This is a genomic window from Micromonospora sp. NPDC051196 (assembly GCF_040682415.1).
Classification (GTDB): domain Bacteria; phylum Actinomycetota; class Actinomycetes; order Mycobacteriales; family Micromonosporaceae; genus Micromonospora.
Window position 1 is genome coordinate 276,968 of record NZ_JBFBAY010000001.1, and the last position, 21,478, is coordinate 298,445.

A 21,478-nucleotide genomic window follows, 5' to 3' on the forward strand; every position below is an offset into this window, starting at 1 on the left:
ACCGTTGAGCCTGGGTGGGCGTCCTCGGCACGCGCCTGTCACGCTTACGTGACGCCGATTCTGACTGGTCGGTCAGGGGTCCAGCACTGTTTCTGAGGGGTGTCACCTGGGCAGGATAGATGTACGTAGGTGCGGGGGCAAACAAACGAAAAGCTGATACTGTCACGCCCATGGGACAACCTACGGTGTGTCACGTGCATGAGACGATCAGTGCTCACCTGTGTCACGCGTCCGATGTACGGGAGGTGCGGTGACCGAAGTCGCAACCCGTGCGCAGGCCTTCGGCCTGATCGCCGAGGGTGTCGCCGCAGGGCTCAGCGCGCCCTGGCGCCTCTACCTCGCCCGGGGCTGCCGCTATCTCTCGCTGAGCGTCGGTGACCGGGCCGAGTGGAACGCCTGGCGGACCCACCTCGGCTGCCCGGAACTGAGCGTCCGGGTCTATGACGCCGGTGGCGAGATCCGCCGGTCGTCCGTGGCCGAAGTGGTCCTGGACGGCTGCCGGATCAGCGTCGAGCTAATGGAGGAGGTCGGCACCGACGACCTCGACCGGCTGCTGGTGACCGACCCGACCACAGTCGAGCCGGAGGAACGATGAGCAACGTGCGAGGGACCGGAGCCGCCGGATGAGTCCCTTCCTCGCGATATTCCTGGTGCTCGTGCTCGCCGCGACCAGCTATGCGGCCGGGCGACTGCACGGGCAACTCAGCTACCGCATCGGTTACCGCTTCGGCTATCGGCAGGGCTACTTCGACGGTGACCGTGGGGCCTGGAACCGGCGGCGGCGCGACGCCCAGGCGGCGATCGCCACCGCCCTCGCGGTCACCGGGCCCAGCAACACCCGGGTGCCCGCCGCCGTGACCCGCCCGGGCACCACGTACACCGGATCGTCGTTCACGACGCCGGCCGCCTCGGTAACCGGGCGGCACCCGACCGGCACTCTCGTACGGCGAACCGGCTGAGACCGGTCGACGGGCTTGCGGGCCCGTCCAGGAAGGCGGCGTACCGCTTGATCGGGCGTGCGCCGCGGGGATCACGTCAGACCGGGGACGGTGGTCCCACCGGCCGGGGTGCGCGCAGGGGGCATGCATCCCGGCCGGTTCACCTCTGTCGAGGGCACCACCGCTCGTCGAACGAGCCGTGGGCTCGTCCCCGAGGTCTCGCTGCCGGGGCCGTCGTTGGCCGCAGATGCGCCTTCTGAATCATGCCCTAGCCGGGACGGGTGCGGGGAGCTAGCGTCTAGGCATGGCGCGGGATTGTCCCGAGCCAACCGGCCCGCCCGGCCTGCGACCTCGCGCACGGGGCCCGCATCCGACCCCGTGTCCGTCGGGCACCGGAGGAGGCGGACCGCGGGTGGCCGGGTGCCCATCCGCCGGAGCAGGCCTGTGACGACTCGCCGTACGACCGCCGGTGCCGACCAGGGCCCGGCCGCGACTACCACGACCCGCCGCACCGCCCGGAGCCGCCGCACTGCGGCTGCCGGGTCGGCCGACACCAGGGAGCCCCGACCAGCGGGCCAATCCTTCGTCCTGGACACCTCCGTCCTGCTCAGCGACCCGGCGGCATTCCACCGCTTCGCCGAGCACGAGGTGGTCCTACCCCTGGTGGTGATCTCCGAACTGGAGGGCAAGCGACACCATCCCGAGCTGGGCTGGTTCGCCCGGCAATCGCTACGCATGCTGGACGAGTTGCGCGTGCTGCACGGGCGGCTGGATCGCCCGGTACCCGCCAACGACGACGGTGGCACGCTTCGGGTGGAGCTCAACCACACCGACGACGGCGTACTGCCGCCGGGCTTCCGCAATGAATCCAACGACGCCCGGATTCTTTCCGTCGCGCTGAACCTCGCCGCCGAAGGGCGGGAGGTGACGCTGGTCAGCAAGGACATGCCGCTGCGGGTCAAGGCCGCCTCGGTCGGGCTGCGGGCCGACGAGTACCGGCACGGCCAGGCCAGCGACCCGACCTGGACGGGGATGGCCGAACTGGATCTGCCCGAGGACGACATCGCCCGGCTCTACGCCGGGGAGACCATCGACGTGGACGCGGCAGCGGGCCTGCCCTGCCACACCGGTCTGGTGTTGCACTCCACCCGGGGATCCGCCCTCGGCCGGGTGCTGCCGGACAAGACTGTCCGGTTGGTCCGTGGCGACCGGGAGGCGTTCGGCGTACACGGGCGCTCCGCCGAGCAGCGGATCGCGCTTGATCTGCTGCTCGACGAGTCGATCGGCATCGTCTCGCTGGGCGGCCGGGCCGGAACCGGCAAGTCGGCCCTCGCGCTCTGCGCCGGGTTGGAGGCGGTGATGGAGCGCCGCCGGCACAAGAAGGTGATCGTCTTCCGCCCGCTGTACGCCGTCGGCGGCCAGGAACTCGGCTACCTGCCCGGCTCGGAGTCGGAGAAGATGTCGCCTTGGGCGCAGGCGGTCTTCGACACGCTCGGCGCCGTGGTGCACGAGAACGTGCTGGAGGAGGTCACCTCGCGCGGTCTGCTGGAGGTGCTGCCGCTGACCCACATCCGCGGGCGCAGCCTGCACGACGCCTTCGTCATCGTCGACGAGGCGCAGTCACTCGAACGTGGCGTCCTGCTGACGGTGCTCTCCCGGATCGGTCAGGGTTCCCGGGTCGTGCTGACCCACGATGTCGCCCAGCGGGACAACCTCCGGGTCGGTCGGCACGACGGAGTGACCGCAGTGATCGAGGCGCTGAAGGGTCATCAGCTCTTCGCGCACGTCACGCTCAGCCGTTCGGAGCGATCTCCGATCGCCGCGATGGTGACCGATCTGCTGGAGGACATCCCGCAATGATGACCGTTTAGGGCGTTTTACCACGCATTTTTTGAGTGACCCACGTCACAATCAGGTCTGGCCGTTTCCCATCGGTCTCACTGTGCGCGATGGTGTCCAGCGGGCGCCCACGCACCGCAGGCATCGTCGGTGGCCATTCGCCACTCCCGTCAGGGAGGCGAACGACCGCCGGGGTACGCCGGCAGTGCGGCTACGGTGACCGGCGAGCCGGTCACGGGCGCTCGCGGTGTGCTTCGGCCCAGCGGGCCGTCACCCCGCGTCCCTGACCCCGACGAAGGGATCACCACGTGAGTCGGCTGTGGAGCCGGTTCGCCGCTCGTGGCGTCGCTGTCGTGATGCTCTCTGGAGGCATCGCCGGCGGCTTCTACCTGAGCGAAGATCGCCAGACGTCGCGCCCGGATCCGGGCGCGCAGGTGGCCGGCAATGTTACCCAGATCGATGTCGACTATCGGCAGGAGCAGCAGGTCTCCCGCCAGGTGCGAGCCGCCCGTCAGCAGGCCGCCGAGACCAGGAAGCGGGCCCGCGCCGCCGCCGAGAAGGCCCGCAAGGCCGAGGAAGCGGCGCGCAAGAAGGCCGCCGAGGAGAAGGCGGCCAAGGAGGCTGCGGCTCGGGCTCGGGCCCTCAAGCCGTACGACGGACCGGTCCCGGCCTCCTGCAAGGAGTACAGCGGGCACCGGAAGACCGGTTGCGCCCTGATGATCGACGCCGGTTTCAAGATCGACCAGTTCCCGTGTCTGGACAAGCTCTGGAACAAGGAGAGCGGCTGGAACCCCCGGGCCCACAACAGTCGCTCCGGTGCACACGGCATCCCGCAGGCCATGCCGGGCAACAAGATGGCCACGGTCGGCGCGGACTGGGAGACCAACCCGGTCACGCAGATCAAGTGGGGACTCGGCTACATCAAGGGTCGGCACGGCACGCCGTGCAGTGCCTGGACCCACTCGCAGAACCGCGGCTGGTACTGACCGCTCCGTCGGCGGGAACGAAGGGCGCACCCCTCGTTTCCGCCGACGTTGCGCTGACCGCCCCCGATCGCCTGCCGAGGGCGGGTGCCGGGGGGCGAAAAGTGGCGGCTGCCGGAGTTTGCTGATAGCTGTTGACGGGTGACCCTGCACCCCGTCAACGGCGACCCGCACCGGTTCGGCACCGGAGCCTTCTACGCGTCCATCGGTCGGGCCTTCGTCGCCATGTGTGCCGTGGTGCCGGTGCTCTTCCTGATCGAGGGCCTCGACACCTGGCTCGGCGCCGGCTTCGACGCCGCCGCAGGCATCATCCCGCAGCGCATCGAGGGGTTGGACGGGGTCTTCTTCTCACCGTTCCTGCACCACGGCTTCGAGCATCTCTACAGCAACAGCATCCCGCTGATCCTGCTCGGCACCTTTGTGCTGGCCGCCGGTGCCCGACGCTTCCTCTGGTCCACGCTGGTGATCGTCCTGGCCAGCGGCCTGGGCGTCTGGTTCACCGGGTCGCCCAACACGATCGTCGTCGGGGCGAGCGGGGTCATCTTCGGCTATCTCGGCATCCTGCTGACCCGGGGCATCTTCGAGCGGAGCTGGTGGAACTTCGCCGTCTTCCTGCTGGTCGGCCTTCTCTACGGCGGCCAACTGGCGCTCGTCCTGCCGACCGACGAACGGATCTCCTGGCAGGGGCACCTGTTCGGGCTGCTGGGCGGCATCGTCGTGGCGATCATCTTCCGCCGTCGACGGCCGGAGTTCGACGGCCCGTACGGCTCCGAGTCGCCGATGACCATGCCCTGAGCCGTACCCTCATCACGGCCGTCGGCGGCCGGACAGCGGGCGGAACCGGCCGCCCAGCGTGGCGACGCCGACGGCGACCAGGGTGAGCAGCGCACCGAGGACGGTTCGCGGACCCGGGTGCGACGCGGCCGTGGGCAGCAGCACGTCGAGCAGCACCGCGCCGATGACCTGACCGGCGATGGTCGCCAGCCCGAGCACGAGTACGCCGACGAGGCGGACCACCGTCGCGGCAACCGCGATGAACAACACGCCGACCGGCCCGCCCAGATAGAGCCAGGGTTCCGTCGGCAGGCCGCCGGAGGGTGCACCGCGCACCGCGACGCTGACGGCGAACGCGACCAGCAGGACGCTGGTCCCGACGGCGAAGTTCACCCCCGTCGCGGTCAACGTGCTGCGGGTGACCACCCGGACCCAACCGTTCACCGCCTGCTGCCAGGCCACCGCGACCCCGGCGATCAGCGGCAGCACGGTCAGAGCGAGACTCGCCGGCTCCAGCCCTCGGCCGCCGACGGCCAGCAGTACCGCCACCACGGTCAGGGCCGCGCCGGTCAGCCGAGCCCCGGTCAGCGGCTGGCGACCACCCGGGCCGATTCCCGCCCGGTCGACGGCGAGGCTGCTGCCCGACTGGCCGGCGACCACCGCCACCGTGAAGACAGCCACGCCGAGAGTGCCGACGGTGGCCCCCTGCGTGAACACCAGCAGAGCACCACACGCTCCGCCGAGGCACTGCCACGGCCGTAAGGCACCGGTGCCCAGCGCGGCCCGCAGGGCGCTGAGCCCTCGGCGCCCAGCACGGGTGGCGGGGAGCAGCACCACCAGCAGCAGCAGGCCCACCCCGAACGAGATGACCGCCGCGGCGAGGCCGTCGCCGAGGCGTACGCCCAACTCGCCGTTGATCCGCGACTGGACGGCCACCGCCATCCCGGCGACCGCCGCCAGTACCACCGCGCCGGCCCGGCGCCCCACCGACGTCGCCGCCCGGGGCGCCGTCCCGGCCAGGTTCACACCGCCGCCCCGCTCCGCTCATCAGCGGTGCGAGGCGGCAGGCTACCGCGTCTGATGGTCCGCTCGCCGTACCCGCTCACGCCTGCTCGGCCAGCGGCCGGCCGTCGAAATCCACCGCCGAGTAGAGCGCCAGCTTCTCCAGCCGATGGTACGAGTCGATCACCCGGATCGTGCCGCTCTTGGAACGCATGACGATCGACTGGGTGTACGCCCCGCCGGCCCGGTACCGCACCCCCCGCAGCAGGTCACCCGAGGTGACGCCGGTGGCCACGAAGAAGCAGTTGTCGCCGGTGACCAGATCGTCGGTGGTGAGCACCCGGTCCAGGTCGTGCCCGGCAGCCAGCGCCTTCTCCCGCTCGGCGTCGTCGCGGGGCCACAGCTTGGCCTGCATCATCCCGCCCATGCACTTCAACGCGCAGGCGGCGGTGATTCCCTCGGGGGTGCCGCCGATGCCCATCAGGACGTCGACGTCCGACTCGCCACGAGCGGCGGCGATGGCACCGGCGATGTCGCCGTCGGAGATGAAGCGGATGCCCGCACCCGCCCGGCGGATCTGGTCGACCAGATCGTCATGACGGGAACGGTCGAGTACACAGACCGTCACCTCGGAGACGCTGGAGCCCTTCACCTTGGCGATCCGGCGCAGATTCTCGACGACACCGGCGTTGATGTCGACGACGTCCGCGTAGGCCGGTCCGACGGCGAGTTTCTCCATGTAGAAGACCGCGCTCGGGTCGAACATCGCACCCCGCTCGGCGACCGCCAGCACCGCCAGCGCGTTCGGCATCCCCTTGCTCATCAGCGTGGTGCCGTCGATCGGGTCGACGGCGACGTCCACCTCCGGACCGCTGCCGTCACCGACCTCCTCCCCGTTGAAGAGCATCGGCGCGTTGTCCTTCTCGCCCTCGCCGATCACCACGATCCCACGCATGGGAATCGAGTTGATCAGCTTGCGCATCGCGTCGACGGCGGCGCCGTCGCCGCCCTCCTTGTCGCCCCGACCGACCCAGCGGCCGGCAGCCATCGCTGCCGCCTCGGTGACCCGGACGAGGTCGAGGGCGAGGTTGCGGTCGAGATCTTGTGGGGTACGCGTCCTGGTGGTCGTCATCTGAACGGCTCCTCCTCGCGGCGGTGCGGGGTTGACCGGGCCGACGGTGAGCTGCTGCCGGCTTTGTTCCTGATCCTCACACGATGGCTGACACGGAGCCGGGGCGGGGCGGTGATGGGCCGGATACCGCCGGTCGGGCGGCTGCCAGAATGGCGGGGTGGAACCCGCACAGCCTGCCGACCGCGAACCCGCAGACCAGCCACCGGGCGATGACCGGCCGACCGCCGACCGACAGGATGGCCCGGGCGGGCCTGACCGGTTGCCGGGCCCGTCGGAGGCCCCCGGGAAGCCTGCCTCCACCCGCTCGCCGCGCGACATGGCCATCTCGCTGCTGGTGCTCCTGATCCCGATCGCTCTGCTGCTCGCCTTCTACCGAGGTTTTCTCGGCGGTGACCAGCCGACTCCGGTCGATCCGACGCCCGCCTTCGAACAGGCGCGGTCCGCTGGGGAGTTCCCGGTGAGCGAGCCGTCCGGGCTGGGCAAGGGATGGCAGTCCATCCGGGCCACCTACCGCGCGGTCGAGGGGGGTGCCACCCTGCGGGTGGGATATGTCACCCCGGAAGGACGTGGCGTCCAGTTGGTGCAGAGCAACGTGCCGCCGGAGCAGCTGCTGCCCACCGAACTCACCGACGCGGGACGACCGCAGGGGCAGACCGATCTCGGTGGTGGCACCTGGCAGCGGTACACCGCGCGGGGTAACGAGCAGGCGCTGGTGCTACTCCAGCCGGACCGCACCGTGATCGTGGTCGGCGATGCCCGGGACAACGAACTGCGGGAGATGGCCGGCGCCGTGGACTGATTTATGGGCCGCGAAGTGTCGCTCCTATCCGTTACGCTCCCGGACGTTCGTTTCTCGGGTGGTGTGAACCGTCCGGCTTTCCCAGTTTGAGAAGAGATTGTCTGTGAAGATTCGACGCTGGAGCGTCGGCGTTCTCGCCGCCACCTTGCTGGTTCCCGGCGTAGCCGCCTGCAATTCCGACGCCACCGACTCGTCCAGCGGGTCGGGCACGTCAGCCTCCATCCCGAAGGACCCGAAGACGGCCCTGGTCGCCTCCACCAAGGAGTTGAACGACGGGAACTTCACCTTCACGATCGACTCGGAGTCGATCAAGGGGGGTGGCAGCGTCCACAAGCCGAGCAACAGCGCGCAGTTCTCCATGACGGTCGGCGACGAGACCTTCACGATGGAGATGGAGATCATCAAGATCGACTCCGACAGCTACGTGAAGATGGACCTGGGTGAGCTGTTCGCCGGCCTCCCCGGGGCGGAAGACATGAAGGGCAAGTACCAGCACGTCGACGCCACCAAGGCCGGCAACGCCAAGGGCCTCGACATCTTCAAGGACGGCACCGACCCGGCCAACTCCGCCGAGATGTTCAAGGGTCTGGGTGAGGTCCAGGAGGCCGGGCCGGGCACCTACAGCGGCAAGATCGACATTACCGCCGCCAAGGACTCCGTGGCCGCGGACGAGGACATGCTCAAGGCCCTGGGTGACCAGGCCAAGGAGATCCCGTTCACCGCGAAGGTCGACGACCAGGGCCGGCTGACCGAGCTGGTGCTCTCCGTGCCGGCCGCCGGCGAGCTCAAGGCGCAGGAGATCACCGTCAAGTACGCCGACTACGGTGCGGCCAGCCCCGCCAAGAAGCCGGCGGATAACGAGATCGTCGAGGCCAACGAGCAGCTCCTGGAGATGTTCAGCTAGGTCGACAGGTGTCACCCGGACGGGGGAGCGGGCATGATCCGCTTCCCCGTCCGGCGTCTGTGGGGTGGGTGGCGGACCGGGATCCCGGGAGTCGGTGCCGGAGTAGGTGATTGCCCGACCGGCCGGCAGGGAACAGAGAAGACAGCCTTCCGGCGCGCGAGATGCGTCGGGCGACCCTGCTGGGAGACACCGATGACCGTTCGACGACTGAGCGCCGGCCTGATGGCCGCCGCGTTGCTTACGCCCGGAGTCGCCGCCTGCACCACCACCGGTGACGGCACCGCCGGGACCACCGCCACGCCGTCGGCCACCACCACCGCCAGTGGTGCGGCCGGTGACGCCGACGCCAAGCAGGCATTGCTGGACTCCACCCGGGAGATCAGCAACGGCAACTTCCGGTTCCGGATGTCCGGTGCCGGCTCCACCGCCGAGGGGCAGGTCCACCAGCCGAGCCAGAGCGCCCAGATGAAGGTGAGCATCGGCGAGCCGACCGACGACCTCGCGATGACACTCGACCTCATCCACGCCAAGCCGGACAGCTGGGTCAAGCTGGATCTTCAGGGCGCGGCGGCGTCCAGCGTGCCGGGGCGGGACAAACTCAGCCTCGGCAAGTACCAGCACCTCGATCAGAGCCGCATCCAGGGCAACCGTAACCTCGGCTTCGACTTCGACAAGGTCGACCCGGCCGGCAGCGCGGTGCTCACCCAGGCCGTCACCGAGGTGCGCCGCACCGGCGATGGAGCGTACGCTGGCACCATCGACCTGTCGAAGGCCGCCGAGGCCGGATCGCTCGACCAGGGCCTGATCACCGCGCTCGGCGCGCAGGCGAACTCGGTGCCGTTCACCGCCACGACCGACGCGCAGGGTCGGCTCACCGAGATGGTCCTTCAGGTCCCCGGCGTTCAGGCGGGGGCGGCGACCCAGGAGATCCGGGTGACCTACAGCGACTACGGCAACGCGACCGCCGCCCAGAAGCCCCCGGCCGACCAGGTCGTCGAGGCGCCGCCGGAGCTGTACAACCTCTTCGACTGAGAACTACCGATCGCGCGGCGGGAGCTGACCGGCTCCCGCCGCGTTCCGCTGGCCTCGCGCCGCGTTCCGCTGGCCTCGCGCGGCGGACAGCGCCGGAAGGGTGGGCTTGCGCGGTGATGGCGGTTCGCGTCGGGTGATCAGTCGGTGGTGGCCTGCCGGCCGGCGTCGATACGGGCCCGGGCCCCGTCGAGCCAACGCTGGCAGATCACCGCGAGCGCCTCGCCCCGCTCCCAGAGCGCCAGCGACTCCTCCAGCGACGTCCCGCCGGCCTCCAGCCGATCCACCACCGATGCGAGTTCGGCGCGGGCCTGTTCGTAGCTGAGCCGCTCGTCGGGCCCGCTCGTCTGCTCGTCAGTCATCGCACCCATCTCAGCACAACGGCCCGACACCGCCCACCACCGGTCAGCTGGTCACCGTGGCGGACAGTTCCCCGTCGGCGAGGCGTACCCGCAGGGGATCGCCGACACCGACCTGATCGGCCGCTCGGACGACGTGGCCGTCGGCGCGCTGCACGATGGCGTACCCACGATCGAGGGTGGCGGCGGGGGAGAGCGCCCGCAGCCGGGCCAGGGTGTGCCGCAGGTCGTCGTCGGCGGCGGCGAGTCGGTGGCCCAGGCAGCGTTCGGCGCGCTGGCGCAGGGCGGCCAGGTCGGCGGCCCGCTGTTCGACCATCACCTGCGGGCGGGCCAGCACCGGCCGGGAGCGTAGCGCGTCGATGCGGTGGGTTTCCCGGTCGACGAGGTTGTGCACCGCCCGGTGCAGCCGGTGGCGCGCCTGGTTGATCAGGCGGATCTCCTCGGCCAGGTCGGGCACCACCCGCTTGGCGGCGTCGGTGGGCGTCGAGGCGCGTACGTCGGCCACGTAGTCGACCAGTGGCGCGTCGGTCTCATGGCCGATCGCGCTGACCACCGGCGTACGGCAGGCGTAAACGGCCCGGCACAGCGCCTCGTCGGAGAAGGGCAACAGATCCTCGATGCCGCCGCCACCGCGCGCCAGGATGATCACGTCGATGCTCGGGTCGCTGTCCAGCACCTTGAGCGCGTCGATGATCTGCGGAACGGCGCTGGGGCCCTGCACGGCGACGTTCACGGTGCGGAACTCCACGGCCGGCCAGCGACGGCGGGCGTTGGTGAGCACGTCCCGCTCGGCGGCGCTGGCTCGGCCGGTGATCAGCCCGATGCGCTGCGGCAGGAACGGGGGGCGGCGCTTACGGGCCCGGTCGAACAGCCCTTCGGCGGCGAGCAGTTTCTTGAGCTTTTCCAACCGGGCCAGCAGCTCGCCCAGGCCGACCTGACGGATCTCGTCGGCCCGCAGGCTGAGGGTGCCCCGGGCGGCGTAGAACTCCGGCTTGGCGTGCACCACGATCCGGGCGCCCTCACGCAGCTCGGGAGCGCCGGAGTCGAGCACGTCACGGTTGGTCGTGACGGTCAGGCTCAACTCGGCCGACGGGTCACGCAGAGTCAGGAAGACCGTGCTGGCGCCGGGTCGGCGGCTGATCTGCGCCACCTGTCCGTCGACCCACACCCACCCCAGCCGAGCGACCCAGGCGCCGATCTTCTGGCTCACCACCCGCACCGGCCAAGGCTCTTCCGAACTGCTCGCTCCCACCCCGCCATCCCCCACACCCCCACCCTAATTCCCCCACCCCCCTCCCGCCCCACCCCCACTCTCTCTATTGATCATGAGGTTGGCGGTGGTTCGGAGATCGACAACTGCCGCCAACCTCATGATCAACAGGTTGAGGGCGGGGGAGGGAGGGGGCGCGTAGGATGGGTGGGTGATTGAGGCTGGGACCGGTAAGCGCGTGCTTTTGGCCAAGCCCCGCGGTTATTGCGCGGGTGTCGACCGGGCGGTGCAGACCGTCGAGGAGGCGCTCAAGCTCTACGGTGCTCCGATCTATGTTCGCAAGCAGATCGTGCACAACAAGCACGTGGTGCGGACGCTGGAGGCCAAGGGGGCGATCTTCGTGGAGGAGAACGAGGAGGTGCCCGAGGGCGCCACCGTGATCTTCTCCGCCCACGGGGTGGCACCCGAGGTCTACGAGCAGGCGAAGGAGCGGTCGCTGAAGGCGATCGACGCGACCTGCCCGTTGGTGACCAAGGTGCACCAGGAGGCGAAGCGGTTCGCCGCCGAGGATTACGACATCCTGCTCATCGGTCACGAGGGCCACGAGGAGGTCATCGGCACCGCCGGCGAGGCCCCGGAGCACATCCAGTTGGTGGACGGTCCGGAGGACGCCGACCGGATCACCGTGCGTGACCCGAACAAGGTCGTCTGGTTGTCGCAGACCACGCTGTCGGTGGACGAGACCATGGAAACGGTGGCCCGGCTCAAGAAGCGGCTGCCGATGCTCCAGTCGCCGCCCAGCGACGACATCTGCTACGCGACCAGCAACCGTCAGCACGTGGTCAAGGAGATCGCGGCTGAGTGCGACGTGGTGATCGTGGTCGGCTCGCGCAACTCGTCGAACTCCGTACGCCTGGTCGAGGTGGCCCTCGACGCGGGCGCCCGCGCCGGTCATCTGGTCGACTTCGCGCACGAGATCGACGACGCCTGGCTGGCCGGTGCGCAGACGGTGGGCCTGACCTCGGGAGCCAGTGTTCCTGACGAGTTGGTCCAGGAGGTGCTGACCCATCTCGCCGAGCGCGGCTACACCGACGTGGAGGAGGTGGTGACCGCCAACGAGCGACTCACCTTCTCGTTGCCGCAGGAGCTCAAGCGCGACATGAAGGCCGCTGCGGCGGCCCGCAGCTGAGTGGCCCGCGACGCCGCATGATGGAACGGTTCGCCCTGCTACCGCGTCGGAGTCAGGTATGAAGACCCTTCGGATCGCCGCTGCCGCGCTGATCGTCTGCACTGCGCTCGTCGCCTGCGCCGGTCAGGACGCCGGAGACGGCACCACCACCCCGACGGGAGCGCCGTCCGTGACCGAGTTGCCCACCCCGGATCCGACCGGCGCCGTACCCCCGCCTTCCGACCCGGTGGACCCGAGCGCACTGCCCAGCCGGCCCGGCAAACGTCCGGGCGGCCCGCCGCAGCCGACGTCCACCAGTGAGATGACCCTGACCGGTCAGATCGAGTCCGGTGTCGAGCCCGGTTGCCTGCTGCTCGACGGCTATCTGCTGCTCGGCGGCCCGCGCGAGGTGCTCACCGCCGGCGCGTCGGTGACGGTGACCGGTCGACCCGCACCTGGCCTGATGACCACCTGCCAGCAGGGCACCCCGTTCCAGGTGGCGTCCGCCAAGCGCGCCTGAGGTAGCCGTCTGCCGAGAGCCGTGGTGGCTGGCGGTGTCCCGGTCGTGGCCGGACGGCAGGATGCATCGATGCGTTCACGATCGTTGCTCCTGTCGATGGCGGGGCTCCTGGCCGCCGTACACGTGGCGGGTGTGCTCACGGCCGCGCCGATCCTGCGCCAAGCCGAGGTCCTCGCGGTGGCCGTGCTCCTGGCGTACGCGCTGCTTGCCGGGTTGCCGTCGCCGCGCTGGATGGCGCCGGTCGGGCTGATCGTGGTGGCCGTCGACGCATGGTGGACGATGCCTGTCGATCCTGCCGACGGCTATCGGTGGCAGCTCCTTCAGCCCGGGCCGCCGCCCGACTTCACCATGGGACTGCGTACCGGGCTTCAGCTGACCTGGGCGGCGCTGGTCCTCGTGCTGCTGCTGATCCTGACGGCCTGGCGGCAGAGGGCTCGCCGCCCGAGTCGGCGGTTCGTGACCGGGCTCGTGATGGCCGCCGGGACGGTGGTGGGGTACGCGGTGCTCCGAGTGGTCGAGAGGCACCGCAACAACATGGTGGACACCGGGCTGTCGGACGACCATGGCCGGCAGTCCGAAACCGGCGTGGCCGCCGCCGCGGTTCTCGCGCCACTCGCGCTCGCGCTCGCCGCCGTCCTGCTCGCCGCGCTGCTCGTTCGTCGGAGTCATCGGTTGGCCGCCGGTGGTGCGGTTCTGCTGTTGGTGGCCGCTCTGTTCCAGTTCGATGCGGCTCTCGCCCCGTACACCCTGCTGCCGCTCTCCCCGAGCCGGGGGACGTTGTTCACCGGCGCCATGGTCAGCCCGGCCCTGGTCACGGCGCCGGCTTTGACCGTCGCCGCCGAACTGGCGGGCTACCTGCTGCTCGTGGCCGGACTCCGGACCAGGCGTACGGAACGGTCGAGGTTGGGGCGACCGGGGCCCGCTGTCGGATAGGTCAGAGGCCGGGGAAGAGCACGGAGCGAGTCATGTCGGGGTTGGACGGACGGGAGCCCGTCTCCGGCGATCCGGAGACGGGCTCCCTGGGTGGTGCGGTGGTGGTGGGTCAGTTCACCGCGCCGATGTTGACGGAGCCGCGGCCGACGACCGCGCCTTCGCTGGTCACCACGGACAGATCACCGGAGAGGGTCCGGCCTGCGGGCGGGGCGGACTGGGCGGTCACCGTACCCGTGAGGGTGCCGGTGGCGCCGTGCGCCAGGGTGAGGCTGCTGCCCGCCGCCGTCAGGGTGCCGAGCGCCGGCGAGGAGTACGAGTCCCGGTAGTCGTACGCGGTGCTGCCGCCCGCGCCGTCCACCGAGTACGCCTCCACGACGACCGTGTAGGTGCCGGCCGCCGGGTTGTTGAGGGTGACGAACTCCTCCGAGTCGCCGTCGGCGTTGTACGCCACCAGGACACCGCCCCGGTAGACGAACAGGTCGAGGTCGGCGCTGGCGTTGGAGACGTTGCCGATGCGGGCGGTGAAGCTGGTGGCCCCCGCCGGGACAACGACGGTGAACTCCTGCACGGCGAGCTCGACGATGGTCGGCCGTTCGGTGTGCGTGCTGGACAGCGCGCCACCCTGGCCGGTCACCGTGACCGGGCCGAAGGTGTTCTTCAGCGACCAGGTCACCGGGGTCGGCGTACCGGTGGTCACCGACGGCAGTTCGACCACGGCCGGCTCGACCGCGACGCCCTGCACCCGTGCCTGGAGCTGGAACGGGTTGTTCAGCGACGGCGAGGTACGCCGCGACTCGACCTCGATCTCCCAGATGCCCGGCATCGGGTTGGCGTAGTCACGCTCGAACGGGTTGCAGACCACCGTGCTGACGTGGTTGGTGAAGCAGGCCAGGCTGGAGGTGCTCTCCACCGGCACGCCGTACGGGTTGATCGCGATGAAGCGGGTCTGCGACGCGGTGGCGATGCCGGAGAGGTTCACCTGCAACGCACCGGCACCCGGCGGCACGGTCACGAAGTACGACGTGGTGTGGTTGCGGTCCACCGTGCCCTGCGTCGAGTAGGCGAAGTTGGGCTGCACGACGTCGTTCGAGGCCACCACCACGGCGGAGAACTCGAAGTCGATCGTGTTGGTGGCCTTGTCGTCCACGGTGACGATGGTGCTGTGCGCGCCGGCGGTCTTCGGCTTGGCGGTGACCGTGATGGTGACGGTCTGGTTCAGCGGCAGGGTGACGTTCTTCGGCGCCGAGAAGGTGCCGTTGTTGCCACGCAGGCCGATGTTGTGCTTGATGTTGCCGGCCGGGCCGCTGGTCCGGGTCAGCTTCACCTGGTACGACTTCGACTGGTTGATCTTCTGTCCACCGTTGGCCGAGTCGCAGCGGTTGTAGATGCCGGTGCCCTGGTTCGGGGTGGCCAGCTGGCTGGACAGCGGGGTGCAGACCGGAGCGTCGGCGGTGTACGAGCGGGTCTGGACGCCCTTGCGGAGCAGCTTCCAGGCGCCCGGCACGTCGAACATGCCGTAGCCCTGACCGTAGGTGGGGGTGTCGGCGATCGGCTTGGCCGAGGTGAAGATCGCCCGGCGCAGCGCCTCCGGCGTGACGCCCAGGTGGTTCGCCTTGGCGGCCGAGAGCAGCAGGGCGGCGGCACCGGCGGCCTGCGGGGAGGCCATCGACGTACCGTTGAACATGGCGTAGCCCGGCGGCAGCGCGTAGCCGGCCTCGGGGACCGGGCTGCCGGCCTGCCAGACCGGGGTGGTGGAGATTGCCGAACCCGGCGCGGCGATGTTCGGCTTGGCGCCGCCGTCCTCACGCGGGCCGCGCGAGGAGAAGTTGAACAGCGCGTTCTTCTTCTTGACCACCGAGCCGTAGTTGGCCAGCCAGGTGTCCTTGCTGACGCTCGCGGCCACGCTGACCACGTTGCTCGACGCCGACGGGTCGCCGATGGTGTTCACACCCGGGCCGGAGTTGCCGGCCGAGATGAACATCTGCACCCCGTACGTGGTGATCAGGTTGTTGTAGAGGGTGGCGCGGGCGTTGTTGCCGTCGTTGAGCGCCGGCAGGCCACCGATCGACATGTTGATGACGTCGACCCCACGGTTGATCACCAGATCGGCCATGCCGGTGGTGAGTGCGGCGTAGGTGCAGCCGCCGCCCCAGGAGCAGGCGCGGGAGGAAACAATCTTGGCGCCGGGGGCGGCACCGTTGAACGCGCTGTTGCCCATCATGCTGTTGGCGGCGGTGATGCCGGCCACGTGGGTGCCGTGCGCGCTCTCGATGATGCCGATGTTGACGTAGTCGACCAGGCCCGGACCACCGACCGGCGCGGTGTCGACGTTCTTGCGGTACTCGACCACGAACGACATCCGCTCCTTGACCGGAGTCGCCGGGTTGTCCGTGCCGAAGTAACCGACGTCGAACTTCTCCTTGTACGGCCGCATCAGGGCCTCGTCGGTGAAGTCGCCGTCCTGGTCGGTGTCGACCCAGATGTTGTTGGTCGCCGGGTCGTACAGGACGCCCCACTGGTCGGTGCGGTCGCCGTCGCGGTTGACGTCACCGGCCGGTTCGCTGTTGGTCGTGATCGACTCACTGAACAGGTTGAACCGGTAGGTGCCGGCCGGTGCGGTCCAGGTGCGGCCGGCGAGGGTGAACGACGGGCCGGTCACCTGGTTGAGCATCGGACGCCAGCTGGCGTCCTCAAGCGGGTCGGTGGCGGTGACCCAGTCGACGATCTTCCGCTCGCCGGTGGTGGTCTGCTGGAGCGCCGGGTGCTCCAGGTCCACACCGGAGTCCATGACGCCGATGGTGACGCCCCGGCCGTCCCACTTCTTGTTGGACTTGACGAACTTGACCGCGCCGGTCTCGCCGGTCGGCATGTAGGGGTTGTCGGCAGGGGTCGTGGCGCCGGGGCCGCTGAGCGTGGCGCCCTGCCTGTCACCCTTCTTGGCGCCCTGGACGACCTCCGGCTTGGGGTCGGGCAGTTGGATCTTCTCGTCGAGGTCGACGGCGGCGACGCCGGGCAGGGTGGCGGCCTTGACCGCCTTGCTGGTCGGCACCTTGGCCAGCACGTAACCGATGGTGTCGTAGCGTTCGGCGACGGCAGCGCCCAGGCCCTTGAGGTCGTCGGCGACGTCCTTCGCCTTGCCCTTGTCGGTGGCGACGATCATCGTGACGGTCGGGGCCTTCTTGGCCTCTGCCTCGGCGAGCAACTTGGCGTCGTGCTCGCCCAGTGCCTCGGCGGGGGTGACCTGGGCCGGGTCGGATCCAGCAGGAGCGGCGCTCGCGGTGGCGGTACCGCCCACCACGGACACAGCGCCAGCCGCCATGACCGAGGCGAAGAGCGCGGCGGAGGTACGCCGGCTCAGGTTTCGGGGTCTACTCACGTTCTCTTTCCTCCAGAGAACTCAGGCGCCCTCAGATGCAGGGCACGCGTGAGCGAAATCCTTCGTGGTGCCGCCCGTCAATGTCACTACCGACAGGTACGTTGTGACCATCTCGTGATACGTGAGACGCGCAATGTCACATCGAAGGTGGTAAAGGCCCGATTAGGCTGACCGACTTCGACCATCCGAGATGGAGTCATCGGCCAGCAACTCAGCAGCCTGCGGCTGGCGGGGAGCCAGCTCGACCTGCCCCGGCGTGGTCAGCTCCTGGTCGGAAACGCCCAGCTCAGCCAACTTGCGGGCGCTGACCAGCACCCGAGCCTCCAGCGACCCCACCGCCCGGTTGTACGCGGTCACCGCACCACCGAGCGACGCGCCGAGTTTTCCGACATGATCGCCGAGGGTGGAAAGGCGACCATACAGTTCACGGGCCAGGGAATGCACCGCGACGGCGTTGCGGGCCAACTGCTCTTGGCGCCAGGACCAGGCCACCGTACGCAGCATTGCGACCAGAGTGGCCGGGGTGGCCAGCACCACGTTGCGGGCGAATGCGTACTCCAGAAGGGTGGGGTCGCGCTGCAAGGCCACATCGAGGAACGGGTCGGCCGGCACGAACAGCACCACGAACTCCGGGGTCGACTCGAATGCCGTCCAGTACGACTTGGCAGCCAGCGCGTCCACATGGGCCCGCAGGTGCCTGGCATGGGCGTCCAGTTGAGTGTCGCGGCTGCGCTCGTCGCGAGCCTCCATCGCGGTCAGGTACGCGTCGAACGGGGCCTTCGCGTCCACCACCACCGTCCGGCCGCCATGCAGTCGGACGACCAGGTCGGGGCGTACGGTCTGCTGGTCGGTGGCGGCGGTGACCTGTTCGGAGAAGTCGCAGTGTTCCAGCATGCCGGCCGCCTCGACGATCCGGCGCAGTTGGTGCTCGCCCCACCGGCCGCGTACCTGCGGCGCACGCAACGCCGCGACCAGCTGTTTGGTCTCGGTACGCAGCTCGCCGGAGACGCTGCTCATCGCCCTGACCTGCTCACGCAGTTCGGCGTACGCGTCAACCCGGTCACGTTCCAGTTCGGTCACCCGCTGCTCGTAGCGGCGCAGGGTGTCGTGCAGTGGGGCGACCGCCCGGGCGACCGCCTCCTGTGACTGGGCCGTCGCCTCGTAGCTCAGCGCCCGCATCGACTGTTCCAGTCGCCCCTCGCCCTCACGGGTGGCCCGCAGGGTGGCGTCCAACCGGGCGATCTCGGTGGCCGCCCGGGACCGGGCCGCGAACCAGCCCACCGCGCCACCGGCACCGAGACAGACGACGACCACTGCCAGGGTCGCTAGCTCCATCTTCACGAGCTTGCCAAAGATGTGCCGACGGTGCCGCGCTGGGGCCGGAAATGCCGATGGGCCGGGCACAAGGCCCGGCCCATCGCCGGTCACCGCATCAGATCGACGCGGTGACCGGGTTCGGTCACTTCAGCTTGTGAGCGAGACCGAGGGTGGCGCCGTCGCGCTCGTACGAGACGAGCAGCGAGGAGCCGGCCGGCAGGGCACCGGTGAGGGGCAGGACCAGGGTGCGGTCCTTGTTCAGCGAAACCTCGGTCTGCGCCACGACCCGCTCACCGTCCCAGATGAAGACCCGGGCGACGCCGGACTTCTTCACCTTCAACTCCACCGAGACCTTCGAGGAGGACTTGGTGACCTTCTTGATCTTGAGGATCTTCTCGTCAAGAGCCGCGTAGCCACCCGGTGCTACCCCGTCCGAGACGGACTGGAGGATGGTCTGCGGCGACTTGACGCTCTGCGCCGCGGTGTCGGGCATGATCGGAGCCTTCGGCGCCGCCGGCCGCGCCGGCAGGCCCGGCAGGGTGGCGACACCCCAGCGCCACGCGTCGGCCCGCACGCCGCTCCAGGTCGACCAGCCGATCCGGGTCTGCGTGGAGAGGTCCTGCGTGTCCGAGTCGTTGACCAGGATGTTCATGCCCATGTTGTTCGGGTCGATGGTGTCCGGCAGCACGCTGAACGGAACCTTGACCTCGATCTGGTACCCGGTGCCGGTGAGAACCGAGGCGACCTCGAGACCCGGTGCGGTCTCCGGGCCACCCTGGTGGTTGTCCCGCTCCCGGGCGAAGCACGGCGGGTTGCCGTTGGCCGGGTCGTTGGTGGCCGGGAAGAGCGCCACGTTGAACACCGTGGAGGTGTTCGCCGAGTTGCCCCGCGGGTCGATACCGAACTCGACGGCGTCGGCACGCCGCGGACGCTTGCAGTCCTCCGGCAGCAGGAACCGGCCGAGCACGTCATCAGTGATGTTGAAGATGGCGTACAGGGCGTCGTCGGTGTGGGCGATCTGGGCGGTGCCGGAGATGTCCGCCGCCGTGGTGGCGGTGCCCTCCCAGCGCGTCGAGATGTCGATCACCTCGCCGGTGTACTCGTGGGAGTGGCCGTGGCCGTCGACGGTCGGCGCCGTGGTGGCCTTCGGGATCACCGTGGTCGGCACCAGGTTGAAGGCACCCGGCTCGGTGGCGCTGCCACCGTTGTAGGTGGTCTCGATCTGGAGCCGGTACGCACCGTTGTCCGGCGCCCGGTTGGCCGTCGGCAGGGTGGCGTCGGTGTTGGTCACCGTGAAGGTCACCGAGCTACGGGTACCAGGCTGGAGCCCGCTGTACGGCAGCTGCTGCGGGGTCGCCGAGAAGCCGGCCGGCAGGTTCAGCCGGACGGTGCCGGACTGGACAGTGTCGCTGTGGTTGGCCAGGTCCACCCGGACGCTGCGGCTCTTACCGCTCGGGATGTTGAGCAGCGACTCGATGAGGGCGTCGAGCTGCTTGACCTTCTTCTGCTCGGTCCACGCCCGGAAGTCCGCGATCTCCTCCAGCGGCTCGAGGGTGCCCCGAACCGGAGCGGTCGCCTGCACCCGCGCACTGCTGGTGCCGCTCCCGTCCTTGCTGCTGGTCATCGTTGCTTCGATCTTGAAGCGGGTGCCCACCGGAAGCTGCGCGGGCGCGGTGACCGTGAAGCTCTTCACGACCTCCTTGCCCTTCTTGAGCGTGCCGACGTTGCCGTTGCCGCTGACCTGCCAGCCGGCCGGAACCTGCAGCGCGACCTTGGCACCCTTGATGTCCTGGGTGGCGTAGAGGACGGTGTCGACCTTGATGGACTTGCCGGCGAGCACCTCCCACTTCTGCGGACGCACGTGGATCTCGGTGCCGAGCGGCAGACCACCCGGAGCACGGAGGGTGGCGCCCTGGAGCGCACCGGTGCCGGCGCCCACGTTCGGGTCCGGGTACGGGGTGCGGGTGTCGATCAGGGTCAGCCGGTTGCAGCCGATGTTGTCCGGGTTGGTCGTCGGGAAGGAGCTGTTGCCCCAGCCCTGCGACACGTACTCCCGGCGGGCCCAGGTCGTGACCGTGTTCCACCGGTTGCCGTCGTGACGCGCCGACTCGTAACCCTGCCAGGTGCCGAAGATGACGTTGCTGGCCTCAGCCGGCGTGAAGCTGGTCTCGCACGAGGGCCCGCTGTTGCCGGAGCCGCTGCCACCGGTCTGGAAGATCCGGGAGACCCGCCAGGGCTCGAGGCCCTCCTTGGTGATCTGCTCCGGGAACTTCTTCGGGTCGGCCGCGGCGTAGAAGGCGTCGACGGCCAGCATCGCGGCTTCCTGGTGGTTGCCGTGGTTGCCCTGGGTGGCCGAGGGGTTCATCGTGAGGATGACCTCGGGCCTGGTGGTCCGCAGGACCCGTACGATGCGGGACAGCGTCTCGTCGTAGCCCCAGACCTCGGCGGTCAGGGGAGCGCTGGCGGTGTACCAGAAGTCGAGGGCGTCGAGGTTGTAGATGTGTTCGATGCCGGCGTAGCCGACCGCCCTGCGCTCCTCGGCCTCCCGGAGGATGCCGAGATCCGGGCCCTCCTCGAAGCCGGTGGCGTTACCGCCACCCTCGCCGCGCGTGGTGGTGATTACGCCGGCCTTCATGCCGTGATACTCGTTCCAGTATCCCAGCATGCCGAGCTGGCCGGCCTCGTCATCGGGGTGGGCGCCGATGAACATGATGTCCAGGTCAACCGGCTTGTCGGACTTCTTGGACGGGTTCTTCGGCTGGCTCTTCGAAGGTGACGGGTGCTTGGGCGACGAGCCCTTGCCGTGAGCCTGAACCGGTGCGGCCAGGCCCAGCGAGAGCAGACTGCACATGGCGATTGTCGCCGGAGTGCGCCATCTCATGGGCATACCTCTTCGTTTGGGAGCGAGTGCTGCGTCTGGGACGGATGCAGGCCCGGCCGAGGCCCCCTGACACACGCTCGTGCCGGGCCCTGATGACAGACAGCTGTCCACTGGAGACCAGGGCGGTCTCCACGAGTGATGGTTGCTAGACAACGGAGTAGGTCGTGCACACGCACCGTCACGGTGTGAGCGGTGCGAAACGGTGGCGGGGGTAGCTCCACCGGAAGGCCTTCGGGCCGTAACGCTAGGAATCTTGCGCTCCGGTAGTCAATAGTCCCGAACGACTTTCTTCCTTCTCCGAAGAAACGATCCCC

Annotated in this window: 18 protein-coding genes; 11 read left to right on the plus strand and 7 right to left on the minus strand. The window is 69.5% G+C overall.

Annotated elements, in window-relative coordinates:
• The first annotated feature begins 250 nt into the window (after window positions 1-250).
• From AB0M35_RS01345 to AB0M35_RS01365, 5 genes are all read left to right on the plus strand, one after another.
• Window positions 251-595: a hypothetical protein gene (locus tag AB0M35_RS01345; protein ID WP_363740280.1), complete on the plus strand. Its 345-nt coding sequence runs from the start codon at window positions 251-253 to the stop codon at window positions 593-595.
• A gap of 28 nt (window positions 596-623) precedes the next feature.
• Window positions 624-959, plus strand: coding sequence for a hypothetical protein (locus AB0M35_RS01350; protein ID WP_363740281.1), 336 nt, complete (start codon window positions 624-626; stop codon window positions 957-959).
• Between the two features lie 423 nt (window positions 960-1,382).
• A complete protein-coding gene (locus AB0M35_RS01355; protein WP_363740282.1) occupies window positions 1,383-2,798 on the plus strand; it encodes a PhoH family protein in 1,416 nt (471 codons plus the stop codon).
• Window positions 2,799-3,085: 287 nt separating this feature from the next.
• A complete protein-coding gene (locus AB0M35_RS01360) occupies window positions 3,086-3,763 on the plus strand; it encodes a transglycosylase SLT domain-containing protein (RefSeq protein WP_363740283.1) in 678 nt (225 codons plus the stop codon).
• 138 nt (window positions 3,764-3,901) lie between these two features.
• A complete protein-coding gene (locus AB0M35_RS01365; protein WP_363740284.1) occupies window positions 3,902-4,555 on the plus strand; it encodes a rhomboid family intramembrane serine protease in 654 nt (217 codons plus the stop codon).
• Window positions 4,556-4,567: 12 nt separating this feature from the next.
• Here AB0M35_RS01365 and AB0M35_RS01370 read toward each other — a convergent pair whose 3' ends face one another.
• Window positions 4,568-5,521: a DMT family transporter gene (locus AB0M35_RS01370; RefSeq protein WP_363741830.1), complete on the minus strand. Its 954-nt coding sequence runs from the start codon at window positions 5,519-5,521 to the stop codon at window positions 4,568-4,570.
• Window positions 5,522-5,636: 115 nt separating this feature from the next.
• On the minus strand, window positions 5,637-6,668 hold the full coding sequence (gene glpX, locus AB0M35_RS01375; protein WP_363740285.1) for a class II fructose-bisphosphatase: 1,032 nt from the start codon (window positions 6,666-6,668) through the stop codon (window positions 5,637-5,639).
• Window positions 6,669-6,825: 157 nt separating this feature from the next.
• On the opposite strand from glpX, the gene AB0M35_RS01380 reads away from it, so the two are divergent.
• From AB0M35_RS01380 to AB0M35_RS01390, 3 genes are all read left to right on the plus strand, one after another.
• Window positions 6,826-7,467: a DUF4245 family protein gene (locus tag AB0M35_RS01380; RefSeq protein ID WP_363740286.1), complete on the plus strand. Its 642-nt coding sequence runs from the start codon at window positions 6,826-6,828 to the stop codon at window positions 7,465-7,467.
• Between the two features lie 103 nt (window positions 7,468-7,570).
• The gene (locus tag AB0M35_RS01385; RefSeq protein WP_363740287.1) at window positions 7,571-8,371 is read left to right on the plus strand and encodes a hypothetical protein; all 801 of its coding nucleotides are present in this window, start codon (window positions 7,571-7,573) and stop codon (window positions 8,369-8,371) included.
• A 192-nt stretch (window positions 8,372-8,563) separates the two neighbouring features.
• Entirely contained in the window at window positions 8,564-9,403 is an 840-nt protein-coding gene (locus AB0M35_RS01390) for a hypothetical protein (RefSeq protein WP_363740288.1), read from the plus strand.
• Between the two features lie 137 nt (window positions 9,404-9,540).
• On the opposite strand, the gene AB0M35_RS01395 is transcribed toward AB0M35_RS01390, so the two are convergent.
• Together AB0M35_RS01395 and xseA are read right to left on the minus strand one after the other, a co-directional pair.
• Window positions 9,541-9,762 (minus strand): exodeoxyribonuclease VII small subunit, encoded by a 222-nt coding sequence (locus AB0M35_RS01395; protein WP_363740289.1) that lies wholly within the window; start codon window positions 9,760-9,762, stop codon window positions 9,541-9,543.
• 43 nt (window positions 9,763-9,805) lie between these two features.
• On the minus strand, window positions 9,806-11,026 hold the full coding sequence (gene xseA, locus AB0M35_RS01400; RefSeq protein ID WP_363740290.1) for an exodeoxyribonuclease VII large subunit: 1,221 nt from the start codon (window positions 11,024-11,026) through the stop codon (window positions 9,806-9,808).
• A 154-nt stretch (window positions 11,027-11,180) separates the two neighbouring features.
• Between xseA and AB0M35_RS01405 the strand changes: the two genes are divergently transcribed.
• The 3 genes from AB0M35_RS01405 (at window position 11,181) to AB0M35_RS01415 (ending at window position 13,590) form a co-directional block, all read left to right on the plus strand.
• Complete coding sequence (locus AB0M35_RS01405) at window positions 11,181-12,158, plus strand: 4-hydroxy-3-methylbut-2-enyl diphosphate reductase (RefSeq protein ID WP_363740291.1); 978 nt, start codon at window positions 11,181-11,183, stop codon at window positions 12,156-12,158.
• Between the two features lie 58 nt (window positions 12,159-12,216).
• Window positions 12,217-12,657 carry a hypothetical protein gene (locus AB0M35_RS01410; RefSeq protein ID WP_363740292.1) on the plus strand — a complete coding sequence of 147 codons (441 nt, stop codon included), beginning with the start codon at window positions 12,217-12,219 and terminating at the stop codon, window positions 12,655-12,657.
• A gap of 69 nt (window positions 12,658-12,726) precedes the next feature.
• Window positions 12,727-13,590 (plus strand): hypothetical protein, encoded by an 864-nt coding sequence (locus AB0M35_RS01415; RefSeq protein WP_363740293.1) that lies wholly within the window; start codon window positions 12,727-12,729, stop codon window positions 13,588-13,590.
• A 109-nt stretch (window positions 13,591-13,699) separates the two neighbouring features.
• Here AB0M35_RS01415 and AB0M35_RS01420 read toward each other — a convergent pair whose 3' ends face one another.
• The 3 genes from AB0M35_RS01420 to AB0M35_RS01430 all read right to left on the minus strand — a co-directional run bounded on the left by AB0M35_RS01420 (window position 13,700) and on the right by AB0M35_RS01430 (window position 21,164).
• Entirely contained in the window at window positions 13,700-16,966 is a 3,267-nt protein-coding gene (locus AB0M35_RS01420; RefSeq protein ID WP_363740294.1) for a S8 family serine peptidase, read from the minus strand.
• A gap of 162 nt (window positions 16,967-17,128) precedes the next feature.
• Window positions 17,129-18,301: a DNA recombination protein RmuC gene (locus tag AB0M35_RS01425; RefSeq protein WP_363740295.1), complete on the minus strand. Its 1,173-nt coding sequence runs from the start codon at window positions 18,299-18,301 to the stop codon at window positions 17,129-17,131.
• A 124-nt stretch (window positions 18,302-18,425) separates the two neighbouring features.
• Window positions 18,426-21,164 (minus strand): sugar-binding protein, encoded by a 2,739-nt coding sequence (locus AB0M35_RS01430; protein WP_363740296.1) that lies wholly within the window; start codon window positions 21,162-21,164, stop codon window positions 18,426-18,428.
• Between the last annotated feature and the right edge of the window lie 314 nt (window positions 21,165-21,478).